Raw genomic sequence first — 18,979 nt, 5'->3', positions numbered from 1 at the left:
ATTTACTGCTATAGTAGCATAGATATAAGAAGTCAGCAATAACTTTTTCACCACTATTTGAGAGAATCCCTCAGAATCCCCCTTACCGGCTACAGAAATCTGCGCTTCATATCCGGTGTCGGCAGCAGACACTGCTCATCCCTGCCGAACCAGCGGTAGCGGTTCCTGGCCACAATCCTGTACATAGCGTTACGCAGCGGTCCCGGAATTAGGATGAACACATATGCGGCAGGCCACGGGAAGCGGAGTCTGCGGGCAATCCGCAGCACTGCTGCCGATTGCGTATAATACTTGCCGTTCTCTATCAGCACCACAGTGTCTAATTGCTGCTCGGGCAGACCGCCTGCCTTAAGCAGTTCCCGGGCCGCATCACTCTGCAAGGAAGCGAATTTGAAGTGCGCCTTGGGATCACGCGGAATAATGAACCGGACAATTCCCTGGCACAGATGACAGACCCCATCGATCAGCACAATAGATTCGCCCTGCACTTCCTTCCGCTCTTCAGTCACATCGCCGCCCCCTTCCTCTTAAGCATAGTGTAACATTCCTATCTCCTTTTGAAAAAAAAGCAAAAAACGCGGGATAGCTCCCGCGCCTACAACGTCCGTTCGTCTAATTATTCTGCAATAGCCTTGTTAATCCATTCGTCCCCGGTCATTTGCTCTTCGAAATCAGCAGTGAAGGATTCCATGCATTTGCAGATGAAATCTTTGCGGCATACCGGACAAGGAGTCTTGAGCAGGCGGCTGATGTTCGTCATTTTCCATTCCGGAAACCGGTTGTAGAACGCGCGGCACTCCGTTCCGTCAGCAAGCTTGATAATGAACTCGTACAATCCTTCCTTATCATTGCTGCTGGCTTTGGTCACATTCGTAATACTCGGTTTGTAAGACATCTTCATCACCCATTATTTAAATTTTTGGTAGTTAATAGCACGCGCGACATTAACAGATACTTAGACATATTAAAGAATTTCCGGGGTGATGTCAACCAAAGTACAGGCTCATGCAAGCTATTTACCGCACTTCCGGCCTTCTCAGACTCTATTTAGCCATTATTCCCAGCTTTGTTCATTCCTACCCGTGGTTCTGCGGCTATACATAACGTAAGACCAGACATTAAATGTCTGGTCTTACGAATAAGCATGCTATTCAATTGAACATTGCTATCTATCTCTACAGAACGTTCAGTTCAACCTCGATATTTCCGCGGGTCGCCTTGGAATACGGGCAGAAATCATGGGCTTTCTTAGCCAGATCCTCTGCCACAGAGCGCTCAATGCCCGGCAGCTTCACATCCAGCTTCACGGCCAGCTTGAAGCCTCCGTCGCTCTCGTCCTTGCCGATCAGCACATTCGAGGTAATCTCGACATCCTGCAGCTTTACGCCTTCTTTACGGGCAATATTAGCAAGGGCACTCTCATAGCACGCACCATAACCTGCCGCGAACAGCTGCTCCGGATTTGTCCCTGCACCACCAGGACCTCCAAGCTCCTTCGGAATTTTGAGATCATGCTTCAGCGCTCCGTCGGACGATTCCACCGAACCTTCACGGCCTCCGCGAACCTTGGCTGTAGCAGTATATAGGGGTTTTAGTTTCAATGTACTCATCTTTAAAATCTCTCCTTTTTAACACAAATTTTGTAAGAACACTTACACTTAACTTAAACAACCTCACATTTTTGAAACGACCCGGCAGATTGTTACCTTTTAAAACTTGCTTCCGGCGGTGAATAGTGTACAATTAAATTGTGATAAATCAATGTTCGGGAGGAATCATTCATGAATGTCCATGATTTTGAAGCCAACACCCTGCGGGGCCAGGAAGAATCACTCTCCAAGTACAAAGGCAAGGTTCTGCTCGTCGTGAATACAGCCAGCAAGTGCGGACTCACCCCGCAATATAAGGGTCTCCAGGAAGTGTACGATAAATTCAAAGACCGCGGTTTTGAGATTCTGGGCTTCCCCAGCAATCAGTTTGCCGGACAGGAGCCGGGTGAGAGCGAGGATATTGCCGAGTTCTGCGAGATCAATTACGGTGTATCCTTCCCGATGTACGAGAAAATCAACGTCAAAGGCGCCGACGCCCATCCCCTGTTCAAGTATCTGTCCAAAGAGGCACCGGGAGTACTCGGCTCGAAGAGCATCAAATGGAACTTCACCAAGTTCCTGGTGGACCAGGAAGGCCGTGTGCTGAAGCGGTTCGCCCCGCAGACAACACCGGATCAGATCGAAGAGGATATCGAGAAGCTGCTGCGCTAGAGCGGATTCAACAAAAACACCCTTCATACCCAGATTAGTTCCGTGCGAAGGGTGTTTTTGAGTTCAAAAAAAAGCCGAAACCCTTGAATGATCAAGGATCTCGGCTTTTATGAAAAATATGCGGTAGAGAGGACTCGAACCTCCACGGGTATACACCCACTACCCCCTCAAGATAGCGTGTCTGCCATTCCACCACTACCGCGCGGTGTGTCTAACGTTGAAGCATTGTTTGAGGCCAACATTCAATATTATAAATCGGTTGCGCTCAAAAGTAAAGGTACCAGCTTAAGAATTTTCGCCTTTCGTATCCTGGTCCTTGTCCTGATCCTTGCGGTACTTGGTGAAGGCCAGATATTCCTTAATAAAGTTCTTTTCCTCCGGCAGCAGCTCCTCCGTTTGGCAATTCAATTGCCGCATTTGGCCAAAAAAATAATCCTCGCCGCTTTCCTGAATCGTCTGGGGCTGTTTGCCCAGGATCAGCCAATCTAAACTTACATGAAAAAATGCAGCAATCTCAATCAGCTTATGTGTGCCAGGCGTAGATTTGCCACGCTTCCAGTCTCCCATATTGCCGGTGCTGATTCCGAGCTGTGCACAGAAGGATTTCTTCGTAATTCCTTGCCGTTTAATCAATAATTCAATACGTTCATAGATGGATTGCATCAGTCAACTGCCTCCCCAAAAAATATAATACGTAAAAAAGTTATTTTTTATTGAAAAATGACGTAAAAAAGTATATAATTAACTATTATTATATCTTTACCTATTTTATATCATACCGGCTGGATAGTCGATACGAGGTGAGCAATCTGAACAGCAAACGCCCTATTACTGCCTACGGCTGGGCCATTAAGCAACGTCTGGCAGAACTGCACTTGGATCAGAAGAAATTCTGTGAATTACATGACATCCCACCCTATCGGCTGTCCAACCTGATTCACGGTACGCGCAAGGCAGACAGATACCGCCGTCAAGTAGCTGAATTATTGAATCTGCCGCCATCTTAGTTCCAGTTGGAGCAGCAATTCTCCGTGTGTGGGCCGACCGGCATTATTCTTCTTGTAGCTACTGTTATTCTACCTTATCTTGGCAAAATCCTTCTTTTCCCGCCTACTCTATTAATACACAAAAAAACCTCTCCGGTGAAATGGCTGAGCGTACTCCATTTCACCACAAGAGAGGTTTCTTTCCTGTTTTTTCCGGTTTCTTACCTAATTTAGTGAGTTAGCCTTTGACCGCCCCGCCGGTGAGTCCTCTGACCAGGGTCTTGGAGCCGAACAGGAAGAGAATAATCAGCGGCAGCGTACCGAGGGTCAGACCCAAGATACTAGCTGAATAATCCGTGCGGAAGACGGTGGACAGATTGGCAATGCCCAACGGCAGCGTGTACAGCTCCGGCTTGTTGATCGTGACCAGCGGCAGCAGATAGCCGTTCCAGGACCCGAGGAAGGAGATCAGCCCCAGGGTGCTGATGGCTGGCATAAGGAACGGAACAACAATTTTTGTGAGAATAGCCGGTTCCGAGCAGCCGTCGATCCGCGCGCTCTCAATAACCTCTGTCGGGACGGAGGAGCGGATGAACTGGGTCATGAAGAATACGCCGAAGGCATTATTCAGTCCGGCCAGAATCAGCGGCGCATGGGTGTTGTTCAGGTGGAACCACTTCATCTCCATGACATAAGCAATCAGGCCCAGGTGTCCCGGAATCATCATCGTCAGCAGAATGAAGCCGTACAGCGCATTTTTACCCTTGAATTCATATTTGGCAAAAGCAAACCCGGTAATCGAGGCCACCCCAACCGTCACCAGGGTGAACAATACAGCAACATAGAAGCTGTTCCAGTAATTCCGCAGGAAGCTGGCGGACATGATCGTCTGCAGATTCTCCAGCAGATAGCCGCTGGGCAGAATCGGAAGCTGCTTGAACAGGTCCTCGGAATAGTAGGTTCCCATCACAATCATCATATAGAACGGGAACAGGAACGCGATAGCGATCAGGCTAAGCAGCAATACGGTAAAGAATTTCTTCGCTCTCATTTGTCGTCACCGCCCCTGTTGATCCATTTCATGCCAACTACTGAGAACAAGGCGATGAACAGGAAGGTGCCGTAAGCGATCGCTGCCCCTTTGCCGTACTTGAACGCACTGCCGTTGAAGGAAGCATCGAACATGTACCAGATCGGTGTAAAGGTGGACCCGTCTGGCCCCCCTACCATACTGGAGCCGGAAGCCCAGCCGCTGAACAGCAGCATCGGTTCTTCCACCAGCTGCAGGCCGCTGATAATGGAGGTAATAATCAGGAACAGGTTGATCGGCTTCAGCAGCGGAATCGTAATGCGCGTGAACACATCTTTGGAAGAGGCTCCGTCAATGACTGCGGCCTCATAGATGGAAGTATCAATACTGGCCATCCCCGCCGTGTAGAACATGACGAAATACCCAAGATTTTTCCAGAAGACCATCAGAATGACTACCCAGCGGGAGGAACTGGCCGAGCCCAGCCAATTAATCTTCTCCTGAATAATCCCCAGCTCCATCAGCATATTATTGAAGAACCCGCCCTGCCAATCGAACAACAGGGAGAAGATAATCCCGACAGCGACCGGGGTCGTCATATAGGCACTGAATACGCTGAGCCGGAACAAGGTTTTGCGGCGGATCAGCTTGCTTTCGATAAGGCTGGCTACCAGCATTCCCATAAGGACAAGGGCCGGAAGATATACCGCCATGAAGATCATGACATTGAGCAGGGATTTCCAGAAGAAGGCATCATGGAAAAATAACTGCGTGTAATTGCTGAATCCGATGAAATTGCGGTTGCCGTACAAATCCCAGTCCGTAAGACTGATATATAGAGTGAAGAGAATTGGAAACAAGCTCAGTACGGCGTAGGATAAGAAATAAGGCGTGATGAACAGGTACGGCCATTTATTTTTGCTGCTAATTCCTTTAGATTTCTGCATCGTTATTCAAAAGTCAGCTCAGGATGATTTTTCTTCAGCTGTTCTTCCCACTTATCCAGGGCCTGCTTGGCATCGAAGCTGTTATCCTGCGCCATGACCTGAAGCACCAGCTCAGAGGAGCTGTAGATATCCTGGTCGTATTTGGTCACCGCTTTGGACTTCATGTTCGGGAACACCTTCTCTACCCAGAACTTGCCGAGATCCTGTCCGCCGAAATATTCATCTGCCCCGGAAGATAGCTTGGAGGTATCCTTGAAGAAGGATTTCAGCGGCAAAATGTAATCGGAGGTAGCGAAGTTGGCTTCAGCGCCTTCGTCCGTGCCTAACAGCCAGTTGAGATACGCCCAGGCCGCATCTTTATTTTTGCTGTCCTTCCAAATACCGATAGTAGTACCGCCGTATGGATATCCGCCTTCCGGAGGCACCATCAGACCCCAGCGGCCATTACTGGCCTTGTCGTTAGGCTTGATTACGAATTCTGGCGACCAGTTCGCCGACGGATAAAAGATTACGTTGTCCTGCGAATACGAAGCATTCCAGGTGGGTGACCACATTGCCAGCTTGCCCTCTGCATTATTGTCGCGGATGGACTGCAGCTGAGTGAAGATCCTAAGCAGCTCTTGAGTATTCACCTTGGTTCCGTCTACAACTGCGGTTGTCCCCTGGTTGGAGAGGATGGTATACGCATCCATCAGGCTTCCCAGCATGAATGTCTTACCGCCGCTCTTCTCATAGACTTCTTTGCCCTTGGCAATGAAGGTATCCCAATCAGGGAACATGGCAGTCAATGCATCAGGATCATCTGTCCCGAAGTATTCTTTAGCCAGATCACGCTTGTAAGCAAGTGCTCCAGGCGAGCCGGATTGCTCCAGACCGACAAGCTCTCCCTTGCTGTTCGTCAGCAGCGGAAGCTCGAAGTCGAGCAGATTGGAGGTATCGAAATTGTAGGGCTCTTCGGACAAGCTTTGCAGTACGTTAAGCTCATAGAGAGCGCCGCGGAAGGCCGCTTCTCCCCAGATAATATCCGGCAGACCGGAGCCTGCAGCGATAGAGGTCTGGATTTTTTTCAGATAATCCCCCGCCGAGACTTCGACGAATTCCAGCTTGACATTCGGGAACTTCTCGTTGAACTTTGCTCCGGTGCCCTCGAACCAGGCCTTGTCCCAGCCCCATACGGTCAATTTACCGGAAGCATTCGCAGGATCATTTGAGTGATCCGCACTGTTTGTACTGCTGGAGTCTCCCGAAGTGTTGTTGCTTCCACTGCCGCAGCCGGCCAGCACCAAGGTGAAGCATAACGTTAGAACAAGCGCTATAACCGATGCTTTTTTACTGAATAGATTGTGCAAATTAAGATCCCCCTTGCATCTGTTGTGACAGCGGGCGGTTCCTGTAATGTCTTCCGTCCGTCTGTATAGTAGAACTATAAGCTTGAAGGGATCACCCAACAATTAGACGATCTGATGATTTTGTATAAATAATGATAGTGCTTTTCACTCGGACGGTTGCTGCCGGACGGGCAGGAGAACAGACACCTTGGTGCCACCCTGCTCACTTGACCGGATGACCAGGCGGCCTTCCTGCCCGTACAAATACTCGATTCGTTCCCGGATATTCCATAATCCAATCTGCTTCATTGCCCCTGAAGGAAGGCGTGCGGGCGGCAGGGTTCCCTTCATAATAGACCGGGCCTTCTCCTGGCTCATGCCGCAGCCGTCATCTCTGACCGAGACCAGCAGTCTTCCGCTGCGCTTGCGGATAATGATCTCTATATGGCCTACAGTCTCTTTCTCTGAAAATCCATGAAAAATAGCATTTTCCACCAGCGGCTGGATCAGGCTTTTCGGAATATAGTCACCCTTCGCTTCCTCTTCTACGCTCCAGACTACCTCGAACCGGTCGGCATACCGGTACTTCTGAATCGTTACGAAGTGATTGATAATGTTCATCTCCTGCTCCACCGTGATATACAGACTGGTATCACCGATATTGACGGCATCATGCAGAATGCCAATGAAGGATTCAACCATTTCTTCAATAGCCGTATAATTCTTTTTGCGGGCCAGATACACAACCGTATTTAGAGTATTGTATATAAAATGGGGATTGATCTGGGCGAATAACAGCTCTGCCGTCATTTTACGTTTCCAGCGCTCCTGTTCCACCCTTTCGCTCATCTGCTGCTCAATATCCCCAAGCATCGTCTCAAACCCATTCTTCAGCACAGACAGCTCATCATTGCTGCGGAACGAGAGCTGAACATTATAGTTGCCCATAGACACCTGCTTCATCGCTTTGGTCATCTGCAGGATCGGCCGGATAATATTCGAGATGATGGGAAGGAACAACAGGAAGCAGAGCACCAGACACAAGGCGAGGAAGATGGCCCAGTAGCGGACAATATAACCCACCCATTCATAGAACCGTTCATTGGAGGTAAACGTGGAGACGGACCAGTCCGATTTCTCAAAAGCGCTGGCCAGATAATAACCCTTGTCATGCTTAACGACTTGAATGTCTTGGCTGTCTGCGCTCAGCGTGTGGGCAGGCATCTCAGTGGCGGTGCCTTGCTGATAGAGCAATGATTGACCCGGGCCGATCCAGGCTACCTGGTCGAAGGACTGGCCCAAGTACTGGAACAGACTCTCAAAAGCTGCGTAATCAATATTCAAAAGCAGCACTCCGCCATACTGGGGATCAAACCGGATAAAGAAGCTGACAATTTTTTTGCTCTCGGGGTCCTGGATCAGATGGGGGGCTGTGAACCCGCTTTTGGCATTGTTCTTCAAGGCATCCTGATACCAGTCCTCTCGCAGCAGCCGTTCAAAATACGGATCAATATACAGCGAGGACCAGAAAATCTTCCCATCCGAGCGGACGATGGCCGAGCTCTCAAGGTAGTCCCGCAGCACATTAAATTTGGTCAGCTGAGTGACCACATCGCGGTATGCACTAAGCTCGTCATACGTAGAGGAATACTTCAACCTTGCAGCGAACTGCTGAAGCAGCTCATCGTTGACCATATTGGCGGCATATTTCTGCACATCGTCAATCAGATGGTTCATCTGATTCGTGGTCTGCTCCAGATGGATGGTATCCTCACGCAGGGCCTGCGCTTCGAGAATCGAAGAGAACTGCTCATACGCCAGGGCACTGATGGCCGTTACCGACAGCGTAACGATCAGAATCACGCTGCCAAGAATTTTATTTTTAATTTTTCGCATAGCTATTCCCTGCCTCTCTGTTGCAGGAAATCCTTGGGCTGTATACCCGTGGTTTTTTTGAAGACCTGGCTGAAGTATTGGCTGGTTTTGTACCCTACCTTCTCCGATACCTCGTAGATCTTGTACTCACCGGTCTGCAGGAACTGCTTCGCCAGCCCGATCCGATATTCCGTCGTATAGTCGAGCAGGGACTGGCCCGTCTCCCGCTTGAAGGTTGTCCGCAGATGGATGCTGCTGATCTGCAGATGGCCTGCGACCGTCTCCAGGGACAGATCGGGATCGGCGTAATTCCCGGCAACATACTCCATCGCTTTGTTCACCCAGCGGGAATACCGCTTCGGACTCTGCGGCTGCTGCAAGCAGTCTTCGAGAATCCGGTACAAGCTGTTAACTACTTGCCGCGCGTCTGTGCCCAGCTCTTGGTCTATGGCGAAGCTTCCGTCCTTGCGGCATGCGCCTCTGATCTCACCCATGACGGCGCGCAAATCTCCCAAGTAGGCCTGGGTGGCGATGTGGTCCAGACCGGTCTTCAGCCGTTCCAGCAGGCTGCGTTCCGGGGATAGCAGGTATTGCCTGACCTCTTGGGCAATACCAGTAGCTTCTCCGGCAGAAACGGCCTGCTCCAGCAGAAACACACCGCCGGGCGGCAAAAACACAGAATAATCATAAGCCTGCCTCATCGCCGCATATCTGAGGTCTGGCGGTTCTGTGCCATTACCTGCGGATAGGATCACTCTGGGAAGGTTCCCCCGATAGAAAGACTCCAGGCAGAGCAGAACTTGGGCCGCGAGTTGCCGCAAGTTATAATGCTGGAGCAGCAGACTGCTGGAAGAGGATAACTTCAGCAGCAGGATGTATCCGCCTTCATCCATCTCCAGAAGTTGAAGCTCCTCCAAGTCCGTTGTCTGACGGCGGATCTCTTCTTCAATATTCTTCCATACGAGGGCAGTGGTACTGCGTGCATTACTCCGGCTGCCGCCCAGCTTCAATGCAGCCTCCAGTTCGAAATACAGCAGTCCGGGCTGACCCTGCTGATAATCTGCGACGAGGCGGTGCAGACGGGATTCCTGATTTCCTGCAGGAGCCTGATACTTGCCTGCTAACATATCCTTAAGCAGGATATGGAGCGCATGTCCGTGCCCTTCTTCCTCGGCAGCCTCCGCTGCCAGACCTTCCTTCAGCAGCTTCAGCTGTTCCAGCAGGCGGTTACGGCTAATCTCATGCTTAAGCAGATAATGGGCCGCGCGCAGCTCCAGCGCCTGGCGGGCATAGTCGAAATCCCGGTAAGCAGTCAGAAAGATCAGCCGTGTTCTAGGGGCAAGCTGGACGACATGCCGCCCCAGCTCCAAGCCGTCCATCGGAGACATGGAGATGTCGGTGATGACAATCTGCGGCTGTAATTCCTCGAACATCCGCAGCGCCATTCGCCCGCTGGTCGCCTGGGCGACCACCTGGAAGCCGTTCTCCTCCCACGGAACCGAGTGGTACACATGATCTAGTGCAAGCGGCTCATCATCTACGAGCATGACTGAAATTAATGAATTCACTGTAGAAATCCTCCCGTCCCTGTCGAATCCTGATATATATGCAGGTATAACGGAACATGGAAGGGCTGTCAATGGAAATGGATTCCTAAATGAATTGCAGATTGCCCTAATCTTCCACACAAAAAACTCACCGGCCGGCATTATCCAAGACTGCCGTCCGGTGAGTCGTTAACATCGTAATTTTTATGAAAATATGCTTCTGAACACCACCGGATCAAGTCCTCCCGCTCTTGCTCATGCAGCTTGACCAATTGGTTCAGAACGAAGATCCTCTGCACCATATCCTCAGCAAAACGCAGTTGATTCGTATAGTAATCGATTTCCCTTTGATAGGCCGAGTACTCTCTGTTGTTATGAGCAGAATAAGCTTTTAACAATTGAAGGTGAAGATCATAAATCTCAGAGTAATTCATTACCGTAGACTACCTCCCAGGTAAGGCGTTTACTAGTATTGTCTCCAAGATTGATAGGATTATACGATAGAACTCCACTCTTCATTTAGAATTGCATACTGGTACGCATCATGCCATACAGGCTGCCCGTCATCTGTTCTTTTGAAAAAGGCTTTTTTCTTGAAATGCCCTTCACGGCGCATATTCAATCGCTCCAGCAATCTCCAGGAAGACGCGTTCTCAGGATTACACATAGCCACCACCCGATGAATTCCTAATTCTTCAAACCCGTATTCTAAAACTCTTTGGCAAGCCTCAGTGGCATAGCCTTTTCCATAAAAATCAGGGTTAAAGATGTAACCTATCATCCATGTTTTAAATTCAGCAGGCTCTTGTTGCCCAAAATAAACATGACCGATCATTTTATTGGTCTCCTTCAAGCTAACTGCCCAGAAACAATCTCCTTCCGCACGTTCCCTGGCCATATTCCTGCATTCCTCTTCACCGCTTACAGCGCCCGGCTCGTATTTCAGCACCTGCTCCAATGACAAATACTCGTGTAAATCGCTCCAGTCGTTTTCTGAAAATCCACGAACAATTAGCCTTTCCGTTTCCAGTAACATAGAATCTCCCTTTCATTCATCTTCGTTTCTCCATTCTAAAGGTTTCAGGTAATTGTCACCAGCTAGAGCGTGATCAAGTTAGAATTCTTTGTAAATCACGTATTTCTTTCCATGAGATTAAATTAATATTCTCTTTTTTAAGCACTTTCTTAATATCTGGGTCTACTAGTAATAGATACTCAATCCCACGCTCAAAATAACAATTCGTTACAGACTTCAATTCTTCAGTTATTTTCGATGGATGTATAGTTAATTGTGTTATACCGGGCTTAATATTTTTTAGTAGCGTGAGCAACTGTCTCTTCATTTCCTCATATTCCACGGGCTTACAGCAGTACGGCAACGAAATTACATCATCAATAAACAAGATCCCACGTTTTCTTCCTGAATTAATTCTAATGCGAAAAGTTTCTTTTTGCTTGTTATTAAAAAATGGTTGTTCAATTATTCTTGTTGGTAAGTTAAAGGGGAGACGATATTTCTCGCATAGATCAAAGGTTATTTCTAAAAAATCATTGCCCGCATATAAACCCATAATGCTACCACCATGACTGTCAAGATGAGTTGGGTCAATTCCTAACATAGTTGCACTTTGTATTTGAGCCTCTAATTCAATTCTAACTTCTTCATCATCAGCATTTTCCTCTATATACGAAATGTCATTATGGAATTTACCATTCTTATTGATTAGACTTTTCAATGGCCTTTCTTGACATACTGGACTATATGAATGATGCTCACCGCTTGTTAAGGTAAGATGAATCCCGATATTATCTAGAATGTTTTGATTACTAAACTTAAGGGCTTCCCGCGCTGCTGGACAGGGAAACATTATAGATGTTGAGGTTATAGCTTGTTGTTCAAATAGACTAACAATCGCTTCATTAGTTCCCTTAGTTATTCCGAAATCATCAGCATTAATAATTAATAAACGGTCATCTGAAGAAAAGCCTAATTTGCTTATCATAAAGATCTCCACCTCGACTAGTTTTTTGTGATCATAAAAGAAAAACAGTAGGGATACATAACACATTGTTATGTGCGTATCGCTACTGTTTAGTTTCAAAAAAACTAAATACAAATTAACCCTATCGGGTGAATGATGCTGATGCCTTCCCTCACCGGCCGCTTGTATAGAGAATTGTTGCACTTCTTGCAAGATTCATCTATACCGATTACTCAATGAAGTACAATGTTGCATGATTTGCACAAATTTCGGTGGTTAGATCAAGTTAGCGCTGGATTTGTTGTATTTTGTGCAGGATTTCAGCATAGACCGCCCTCTATGGAGCAGTATTGTTGCATTTCTTGCATCATTCCTCAATCAATGTTACTGGCTGTGGGGCATGACCCCCTTCCCCCGGCGCAGCAGCTAACACAAAAAAGCAAAGACCCTTGGATAACCAAAGGTCTCTGCTCATTCCTATTATGCGGTAGAGAGGACTCGAACCTCCACGGGTATACACCCACTACCCCCTCAAGGTAGTGGGCTAGTTTGGATCAATTCAAATTAAATATGACGAAGCCCGTTGTAGCGGGCTTTTTGTATTTGTTCATGTGTTCTAATTCGATTAATTATAATGGCTTTTGTTGAATTTGGTCAACAATTCGTCAACATGAATATTATAAAACCCATCATCCAAGGTAAGAATGATTAAAGGAAAGATACATACTAAGGATGGTGTAATAATGGCAAGCATACAAAAACGCGGACCTAATTCTTACCTGCTTGTAGTCGAAGCAGGATACAACGCTAAAGGTAAAAGGATTAAAAAAACTAAAACTATAAAATCTCGAACAAAGAAAGAAGCCGAAGCTGAACTTGCTCGTTTCATTGTTTTTGTAGAAAGCGGTATGTACAGAACCCCTGCAAAAATGTACTTGCCTGAATTCGTTGTAGAGTGGAAAACCAAATATGCACAGACTGAGCTTTCCCCTTTAACGTTGAAAACGTATAACTTTCACTTAGAAAATCACATTTTACCTGCACTTGGCCATCTCAAACTCGATGAAATTAAACCAATGCACATTTTGAGCTTACTGGAGGATCTTCGTAAGCCTGGTGCAAGAAAAGACAATTCGAATGGAACATTATCAAGTGGAACAATCGAGTACATTTATCGAGTCATGAAGAATGTTTTCAGCCGTGCTAAGGATTGGAGTATTCTGACTCAAAGTCCTATGGCATCCATCAAAAAACCAAAGGTTACACAACAAAAATTAAAGTTTTATGATGAGCAGGAGGCTGCAGAAGTAATAACCTTACTTTATAAAGCACCTATTATGTGGAGACTATTCTGCATCTGTGCTATTCTCGGAGGATTTAGACGTGGGGAGTTACTAGCGCTCGAATGGTCGGAAGTAGATTTTGAAAACCATACTATTAAAATTAGTAAAAGCATCTCGCTGACAATAAAAAGTCAGGCAATTATTAAATTACCAAAGACAGATGACTCCATAAGAACTGTTGATATGCCAGTTTGGTATATGGAAGAACTCAAAATTTATAAGGAGCGCTGTGATAAAGAACGTATTGCTTTGGGAGAAAAGTGGCTTGGTGGGGATAAGAATTACGTATTTCATGCCGGCTTCGGAAAACCTATTTATCACACACAACCAAGTAAATGGTGGAAAAACTTCGTAGAGAAGCATGAATTTAAGTATGTGCGTTTTCATGATTTAAGACACAGTTGTGCGACAATCTTATTAGAAAATGACGTGTCTTTAAAAGCAATTCAAGAGCGTTTAGGGCATTCCAAACAACAGGTTACTGCAGATCTTTATACTCATGTTTCAAAATTCTTGAGTCGTGAGACTGCGAATAAATTTAATAAACTAAATCCAAACATTAAATAATCTAACTTCCATGCAACAGCACGTATAAACTACTACTTTAGTTAAAGGTAACATAAAAAAGAGGGATCCTAGATAAGGAGTCCTCCCTCTTTTTTATTACAATCAAAAAAAGAATGTTATTCAGCTAGACTAATAGAGAATAAAGTTTTCCATTCTTAGTTACTATTATCGGTGGCCGCTCAATCTTAGAATAAGATATATTTTTGAAAATTTCGAAGTTTTCTTTAGTTAAGAAAAAAGGACCTTCTATTTTATTCCTATGCTCGTCTATGGTGCTACATGATGTCAAGATAGAGAGTTTGATATCTTTAAGGTGTGAAAATAACTACAAAGTCCGTAGGCCACCCGGAGAACAGTTGGGGCAAAGCCCAAGCGAAGGCGCGGGAGGGGAACGAAGTTCCCTCCATTAATCAGTTGTGGATAAGAGCAAAGCCTGACGGTTATACACTGCTGCGGGTGTAAAGTTCTGCTGAGATTGATGAGGCAAGTAGTGATTATGCAAATGGATGTAATGTTGCCCCCCTGCCGTGTCTCACGGGGACTACTGTACTCGTTGATATAAAATCTCAGCCCAGGAAGATATGCTTCGTGTAGAGCTCGTCGATCCGATGCTTGAGGCGAATTTCCTCCGAGGAGGGAGGGACCGGTTGGTAATACTGGCTAGAGCGATTGAGGCTGAGCAGATCCGCCTGGACCTGAATCGCCAGGCCAGGAGTGTCCCATTCGAGGAGGTGCAGACGCTCGTCCCGGGGGAGATTAGCGGCCAGATTTTTTTGAGCCACGATAATTGAGTAGGTGAGCTTGCCCACCTCGGCGTAGAGTTCTTCGATCTGCTGTTCGCATTCTTTTTTTCGTTTTTGTGATGCCCTTTCGGTCACCCACAAACAATTGAGACAGGTTCTGAGTGGCTTCATTTTTCCAGCTATTCAGGACATTGGCATGAATCCCTGCTTCGGAAGCGATCTGAGATACGGATTTTTCTTCTTTTAGAATATCCAGCACGATCCGTGCTTTTTCTTCCGGTGTAAACGTTCTTCTCGGTGTCGGCACAACTAAGGATCTCCTTTTTAGCTGTCTAGTTTCTATGTAGCATTATATAGAAGATTTATTGGAACCAAGCTAGTAAATAACGATTATAAACTGATTTATTCAACAAACAAAAAACACCAAGTATCGAATGTACAAACGACACTTGGTGCTTTTTTGATTTTAATGACAACCATTTTATTTATAATCACCAATCTTCCGTCAAATTCAATTCTCTTTTACAGATGTCACATTGCACATCAATAACCAAACCCAGGCTAGTTGGAGTGAACACATAAGAGAATTTCGCTCCTGTTACATCAATAGGCTTACATGAATCCCATTCCCTTATCTTCTGTTTCATCTCCTCAGTAATTTCAAACAACATCTTATCCCCTCCATTATTTTTTAAAGTTCGTTAATTTAATAAATCTCTTAACGTTAAATGGTGTGCTGATTATTGAAACTTAAGCATACTTTATTTTAGTGGTTATATGCCCGTTTGAGTATCAATTGGTACATCTTGAAAAAAATATCTTATCGAGTGTTCTCATGAATCTTCAACAACTGATTCAAGACAAAAATCCTTTAAACTTTATCTTCAGCAAACATAAACATTTGCTTCTTATATTAGGATCCTAAGTATCGCTCATTTTTCTCATAAATGTTGAGTAATTGTGGATGTAGCTTATACATCATCATAATCCATTAATTAACAATACCCTTTATTCAAAAATACAGCTCCTATTATAATATTTTCTCCATCTTATAATTATTAATCCTGCCCTTTTAAGCACACTCTTAGCTTCTTATTAAAAAATCTTTAAAGCGGGTTAATAACTGTCTAACTACAAAATACAAAGAGCTCTCCTAATTTTAGGAAAGCTCTTTGTACTTTAGTGGATTATGTTTATTACCTTGAATTACACTGATCCTTAAGCCACTGTTCTACAATCTCGTCAATAAAAATTATTCTCCTCCGTATTCTCACATGAGGAATTTGTTTCTCTCTTACCATGGTATAAATACTATCAGTTGAGACATTCAAGTACTCAGCAATCTCATTAACAGTAAAAGTTTTATTCACGTAATATCACACTTCCTTTAAGCAAATTAATTTTTCTGTTAGAATGATGTTTGAATATTGTGGACATTCCTCTTGTCCGCGCCTGTTCCTCACAGGCCAAGACAGTTCCCGCTGTAATTACGCATCCCAAATGCGGTAAAATGACATGTTTATTTAGGCATGTCTAAAATTCGTAAATTTTATTACGTATAAGCAAATGTTCTTATCCGAGCATTTTATTAATCATCTTTAGTAAACTACACTTTGAGAGTATCTACTCATAGTGTTTTTTGATGAGTAAATTTATCAAATCACCAATCCAAATGTCTATTAGAGACTTTACACAAGTTAGTATACCCATCTCAATTTCTTCATTAAAAATTCTCAGTTAAAGTGAGGGTATTAAAAGATTAATAAATAAATACTTAGTATTTTCAACCAAATTACTCAGTTTGACTGAGGAAAATCAACCCACTCTTTTATCTGATGTATGATTTTTATCAATGGTAATTAGTTTGGATGGTGATGAATTTGGTTAGTTATCGTAAGAATCGAAGTTATCATAGTAAATATCGAAGTGAACCAATTAAAAAAGCATCTCAATATTTACTGGCTGTTACTAATAAAGAAAAAGATACAATCAAAAATAATTTAAGAAGCATATTAACAAAATTAAACCATCAAGATGTACTAATGATTCAGAGCAACAAATCATTATGGGAGCAGTTAATGTTAAAATCGGACTACCATCTAAGACGGATTTTATGCAAAAAACTATTTAATTTAAATGAAAGCCACCTTATGGATGCACTTAGCTATTCTTCTGGCTCAGCTAACCAACTTTTCAGTAAAACAGGGATTCCCGATCTTACAAGAGCCTTTCAAATTGGCATGCTTTTCGGGCACCCTTGGCAGATGCTAAATAAAAATACCCCCGATGAGTTATCTTACTCTTCTTTTTCAGAGTATTATTATCACGGGGTTGCTAAAAGGATCAACTTCAAGACATTAGGAAATGAAAAATCCAACGTAAAAAGTATCACCGGTTATGTTATTACCGATCCCCAAAAGCTCTTCCGACAAGAGCTCACTCCGGTTACTGGACGTTGGGTTACTACATTTCCGGAAATGGATTATTTCGAATTCCATCTCACTTCAGAGCTTTTATTAGATAAACAAACTCTAAAGAAAATCTTGAGCGTTTTTCCGGAAGCAAATGACGTTGTAGGAACCTATATCCCTTTTCGCCCACAGCATACAGCTTTATGGATTATGACTCAAAAGCCTGGAATGGAATCACAGTACAATAGAATAAAAAAAGAATTAGCTGAATACCGATATAAAACAGCCTTCTTATACACAAAATCATAATTAAAATTGTCGTCACCTCTCCTTAGGATAGGTGACTTTTCTCATTCGGACTGAGATTTTTCAATATCCCTCTTATTAAGCAAATACTGATATCAACAAACTACTTTAAGAGGGGATTTTAAAATGGATGAGTATTTCAAACAAGATGATCCACAAAATTCAGACCAACAAAACAATATGGAACCTGAAAGAACAAAAGAATCTTTTCGTCAGAATGCTTCTTTCGACGAAAAGATTCTTTTAAATGAAGGTATGTTTTACCACTCCAGTGACGATCATGATATTAAAAAAGTAACCCGAGTGAGGATTGAGAACATGCTCTATGCGAATACCCTTCAGCAAACAGAAGCACCTGTAAGTACATATATCGGGCGACAAGGTATTAATCAATGGATCTTGGATAATAACGTGCTCACCGATATCCCAACAACTTTTCTAAAAAAATATCTATATAGTAAGAAGGCAAGGGACGCTTTTTATTTTTACAGAGATGAATATTTACTAATTCTAGAATTGACTCAACGCCTTTCTGGACATCTAAAAACACCTGCCCATAAACTTATGGATGAACACCTTCTAGATCAAGAAGTATGGTCGTATTTGTCAACATCCTTTGCAACAACAAAGTCAAAGCAACGTCTCATAAATTCTTTGATTACCTACATTACTGGGGTTACTGGATACGATACTAAAGAAGTTCTTTTATTTCCCCCAGTAAAAAATCTCAAAAAAATGGTTCATCCAAAGTTGGAATTGTACACAAAGCAATTAACGAAAGAAGGAAAATCCAAAAACACCATAAACACATACAAGAATCACATCAATTGTATGCTGTCCTGGCTAGTTAACAATATGAAAGATTTCACAGGGAATGAGTTACACAACATTCCTATCTTATCAATTAAAGAGATTCATCTACAGGAATTTCGGTCCTACCTATTGATGAAACAACGAAAAGGAGATTATCGTTCCATCACTATTAGTGAATGCATCTATGATGTTAAGAACTTTTTTGTATTTCTAAAAAAATCGTTTGGTTTTCCAAATCCAGCAAGAAAACTAAAATCGATAAAAGCACCTCGCTATCATTACCGAGACCTGCCTACTGAAGAACAACTCATTGAATTTTTTAATGTCATTGATATGTATTCCCAAAGTCCACTTTTGGAGTCTGTCGCTTTTCAACTCATGGTTACACTTGGCCTTCGTTCAATGGAAGTATCACATGTATCGTGGAATGACATCAACTTGGAGACTAAAACAATTATGATTCAAAGTAAAGGAGGAAAATACCACATACTACCGTTAGCAGGTAAACTCTATCGCAACTTAGAGTTGTTCCAACGTTTTCCTTTAACGAAAAAATACTTATTTGGTGATGATCCGGTTAAGATTGTAAGTCAGCTCAAAGAGAACTACAAATTATATAGTCACGTTGCTGGATGGAATTTCCCTGGCGCATTACATTTATTCCGTCATTGCTTCGTAACGAATCTAGCGGGAAAGAACCCCCCTCCTCAAATACTAAAAGAACTATCCCGGGTGGTAAAGATGGATACAGTAAGTTTGTATACTCATCTCAATCAACGAACGAATTGGCTCTCGCAACAAATTAATAAGCTTGACTATTCACCTCAGGGAGGTAAATGA

The 18,979-nt window shown here is 44.1% G+C and carries 20 protein-coding genes, 1 tRNA gene and 1 pseudogene; 5 read left to right on the top strand and 17 right to left on the bottom strand.

Translation table 11 applies throughout. From position 1 onward, the window contains the following. Window positions 1-89 precede the first annotated feature (89 nt). The 3 genes from J2Z70_RS21145 to J2Z70_RS21135 form a co-directional block, all read right to left on the bottom strand. Complete coding sequence (locus J2Z70_RS21145; protein WP_209876498.1) at window positions 90-509, bottom strand: thiol-disulfide oxidoreductase DCC family protein; 420 nt, start codon at window positions 507-509, stop codon at window positions 90-92. A 107-nt stretch (window positions 510-616) separates the two neighbouring features. Then, window positions 617-895, bottom strand: coding sequence for a hypothetical protein (locus J2Z70_RS21140; RefSeq protein WP_036727511.1), 279 nt, complete (start codon window positions 893-895; stop codon window positions 617-619). A 280-nt stretch (window positions 896-1,175) separates the two neighbouring features. Then, complete coding sequence (locus J2Z70_RS21135) at window positions 1,176-1,610, bottom strand: organic hydroperoxide resistance protein (protein WP_036727509.1); 435 nt, start codon at window positions 1,608-1,610, stop codon at window positions 1,176-1,178. A gap of 171 nt (window positions 1,611-1,781) precedes the next feature. Here J2Z70_RS21135 and J2Z70_RS21130 point away from each other — a divergent pair, with 171 nt between their 5' ends. Beyond that, complete coding sequence (locus J2Z70_RS21130) at window positions 1,782-2,261, top strand: glutathione peroxidase (RefSeq protein ID WP_036727508.1); 480 nt, start codon at window positions 1,782-1,784, stop codon at window positions 2,259-2,261. 119 nt (window positions 2,262-2,380) lie between these two features. Here J2Z70_RS21130 and J2Z70_RS21125 read toward each other — a convergent pair. Both J2Z70_RS21125 and J2Z70_RS21120 read right to left on the bottom strand, forming a co-directional pair. Next, window positions 2,381-2,463: transfer RNA gene (locus J2Z70_RS21125), tRNA-Leu, on the bottom strand. Between the two features lie 83 nt (window positions 2,464-2,546). Further along, a complete protein-coding gene (locus J2Z70_RS21120) occupies window positions 2,547-2,924 on the bottom strand; it encodes a helix-turn-helix domain-containing protein (protein WP_209876496.1) in 378 nt (125 codons plus the stop codon). A gap of 146 nt (window positions 2,925-3,070) precedes the next feature. On the opposite strand from J2Z70_RS21120, the gene J2Z70_RS21115 reads away from it, so the two are divergent. Continuing rightward, window positions 3,071-3,268, top strand: coding sequence for a hypothetical protein (locus tag J2Z70_RS21115; protein WP_036697411.1), 198 nt, complete (start codon window positions 3,071-3,073; stop codon window positions 3,266-3,268). A gap of 217 nt (window positions 3,269-3,485) precedes the next feature. On the opposite strand, the gene J2Z70_RS21110 is transcribed toward J2Z70_RS21115, so the two are convergent. From J2Z70_RS21110 to J2Z70_RS21075, 8 genes are all read right to left on the bottom strand, one after another. Then, window positions 3,486-4,298: a carbohydrate ABC transporter permease gene (locus J2Z70_RS21110; RefSeq protein ID WP_209876494.1), complete on the bottom strand. Its 813-nt coding sequence runs from the start codon at window positions 4,296-4,298 to the stop codon at window positions 3,486-3,488. Further along, window positions 4,295-5,224, bottom strand: a complete 930-nt coding sequence (locus J2Z70_RS21105; RefSeq protein WP_036727502.1) for a carbohydrate ABC transporter permease — start codon at window positions 5,222-5,224, stop codon at window positions 4,295-4,297. Before J2Z70_RS21105 ends, J2Z70_RS21110 begins: the two co-directional genes overlap by 4 nt. Window positions 5,225-5,226: 2 nt before the next feature. Then, window positions 5,227-6,573, bottom strand: a complete 1,347-nt coding sequence (locus tag J2Z70_RS21100; protein ID WP_209876492.1) for an ABC transporter substrate-binding protein — start codon at window positions 6,571-6,573, stop codon at window positions 5,227-5,229. A 144-nt stretch (window positions 6,574-6,717) separates the two neighbouring features. Then, window positions 6,718-8,448, bottom strand: a complete 1,731-nt coding sequence (locus tag J2Z70_RS21095; protein ID WP_209876490.1) for a cache domain-containing sensor histidine kinase — start codon at window positions 8,446-8,448, stop codon at window positions 6,718-6,720. A 2-nt stretch (window positions 8,449-8,450) separates the two neighbouring features. Then, window positions 8,451-9,995, bottom strand: a complete 1,545-nt coding sequence (locus J2Z70_RS21090) for a response regulator (RefSeq protein ID WP_209876488.1) — start codon at window positions 9,993-9,995, stop codon at window positions 8,451-8,453. A gap of 140 nt (window positions 9,996-10,135) precedes the next feature. Then, window positions 10,136-10,408, bottom strand: a complete 273-nt coding sequence (locus J2Z70_RS21085) for a hypothetical protein (protein WP_209876486.1) — start codon at window positions 10,406-10,408, stop codon at window positions 10,136-10,138. A gap of 59 nt (window positions 10,409-10,467) precedes the next feature. After that, window positions 10,468-11,010, bottom strand: a complete 543-nt coding sequence (locus J2Z70_RS21080) for a GNAT family N-acetyltransferase (protein ID WP_209876484.1) — start codon at window positions 11,008-11,010, stop codon at window positions 10,468-10,470. A 73-nt stretch (window positions 11,011-11,083) separates the two neighbouring features. Next, window positions 11,084-11,977 (bottom strand): polysaccharide deacetylase family protein, encoded by an 894-nt coding sequence (locus tag J2Z70_RS21075; RefSeq protein ID WP_209876482.1) that lies wholly within the window; start codon window positions 11,975-11,977, stop codon window positions 11,084-11,086. 683 nt (window positions 11,978-12,660) lie between these two features. Between J2Z70_RS21075 and J2Z70_RS21070 the strand changes: the two genes are divergently transcribed. Continuing rightward, entirely contained in the window at window positions 12,661-13,866 is a 1,206-nt protein-coding gene (locus tag J2Z70_RS21070; RefSeq protein ID WP_209876480.1) for a tyrosine-type recombinase/integrase, read from the top strand. Window positions 13,867-14,432: 566 nt separating this feature from the next. On the opposite strand, the gene J2Z70_RS21065 is transcribed toward J2Z70_RS21070, so the two are convergent. The 4 genes and pseudogenes from J2Z70_RS21065 to J2Z70_RS21050 form a co-directional block, all read right to left on the bottom strand. Continuing rightward, window positions 14,433-14,744, bottom strand: a complete 312-nt coding sequence (locus J2Z70_RS21065; RefSeq protein WP_209876652.1) for a hypothetical protein — start codon at window positions 14,742-14,744, stop codon at window positions 14,433-14,435. 22 nt (window positions 14,745-14,766) lie between these two features. Next, window positions 14,767-14,916 (bottom strand): annotated as a pseudogene (locus J2Z70_RS34020) (transposase); the annotation flags it as partial. A gap of 184 nt (window positions 14,917-15,100) precedes the next feature. Beyond that, window positions 15,101-15,280, bottom strand: coding sequence for a hypothetical protein (locus J2Z70_RS21055; protein WP_209876479.1), 180 nt, complete (start codon window positions 15,278-15,280; stop codon window positions 15,101-15,103). Between the two features lie 525 nt (window positions 15,281-15,805). After that, window positions 15,806-15,979: a helix-turn-helix domain-containing protein gene (locus J2Z70_RS21050; RefSeq protein WP_209876478.1), complete on the bottom strand. Its 174-nt coding sequence runs from the start codon at window positions 15,977-15,979 to the stop codon at window positions 15,806-15,808. 510 nt (window positions 15,980-16,489) lie between these two features. Between J2Z70_RS21050 and J2Z70_RS21045 the strand changes: the two genes are divergently transcribed. Next, on the top strand, window positions 16,490-17,329 hold the full coding sequence (locus J2Z70_RS21045) for a hypothetical protein (RefSeq protein WP_209876477.1): 840 nt from the start codon (window positions 16,490-16,492) through the stop codon (window positions 17,327-17,329). 123 nt (window positions 17,330-17,452) lie between these two features. Then, window positions 17,453-18,979 carry a tyrosine-type recombinase/integrase gene (locus J2Z70_RS21040; RefSeq protein ID WP_209876476.1) on the top strand — a complete coding sequence of 509 codons (1,527 nt, stop codon included), beginning with the start codon at window positions 17,453-17,455 and terminating at the stop codon, window positions 18,977-18,979.

This window comes from Paenibacillus silagei, from assembly GCF_017874735.1.
GTDB classification, from domain to species: domain Bacteria; phylum Bacillota; class Bacilli; order Paenibacillales; family Paenibacillaceae; genus Paenibacillus_AQ; species Paenibacillus_AQ silagei.
The sequence above is the reverse complement of the archived record's forward strand: the minus strand, read 5'-3'. Positions and strand labels throughout refer to the sequence as shown.

Excerpts from the sequence above, each read along its gene's own strand:
- J2Z70_RS21140 (WP_036727511.1), bottom strand. The coding sequence starts at position 895 with ATGTCTTACAAACCGAGTATTACGAATGTGACCAAAGCCAGCAGCAAT.
- J2Z70_RS21135 (WP_036727509.1), bottom strand. The coding sequence starts at position 1,610 with ATGAGTACATTGAAACTAAAACCCCTATATACTGCTACAGCCAAGGTT.
- J2Z70_RS21130 (WP_036727508.1), top strand. The coding sequence starts at position 1,782 with ATGAATGTCCATGATTTTGAAGCCAACACCCTGCGGGGCCAGGAAGAA.
- J2Z70_RS21120 (WP_209876496.1), bottom strand. The coding sequence starts at position 2,924 with ATGCAATCCATCTATGAACGTATTGAATTATTGATTAAACGGCAAGGA.
- J2Z70_RS21110 (WP_209876494.1), bottom strand. The coding sequence starts at position 4,298 with ATGAGAGCGAAGAAATTCTTTACCGTATTGCTGCTTAGCCTGATCGCT.
- J2Z70_RS21105 (WP_036727502.1), bottom strand. The coding sequence starts at position 5,224 with ATGCAGAAATCTAAAGGAATTAGCAGCAAAAATAAATGGCCGTACCTG.
- J2Z70_RS21095 (WP_209876490.1), bottom strand. The coding sequence starts at position 8,448 with ATGCGAAAAATTAAAAATAAAATTCTTGGCAGCGTGATTCTGATCGTT.
- J2Z70_RS21085 (WP_209876486.1), bottom strand. The coding sequence starts at position 10,408 with ATGAATTACTCTGAGATTTATGATCTTCACCTTCAATTGTTAAAAGCT.
- J2Z70_RS21080 (WP_209876484.1), bottom strand. The coding sequence starts at position 11,010 with ATGTTACTGGAAACGGAAAGGCTAATTGTTCGTGGATTTTCAGAAAAC.
- J2Z70_RS21075 (WP_209876482.1), bottom strand. The coding sequence starts at position 11,977 with ATGATAAGCAAATTAGGCTTTTCTTCAGATGACCGTTTATTAATTATT.
- J2Z70_RS21070 (WP_209876480.1), top strand. The coding sequence starts at position 12,661 with ATGATTAAAGGAAAGATACATACTAAGGATGGTGTAATAATGGCAAGC.
- J2Z70_RS21055 (WP_209876479.1), bottom strand. The coding sequence starts at position 15,280 with ATGTTGTTTGAAATTACTGAGGAGATGAAACAGAAGATAAGGGAATGG.
- J2Z70_RS21040 (WP_209876476.1), top strand. The coding sequence starts at position 17,453 with ATGGATGAGTATTTCAAACAAGATGATCCACAAAATTCAGACCAACAA.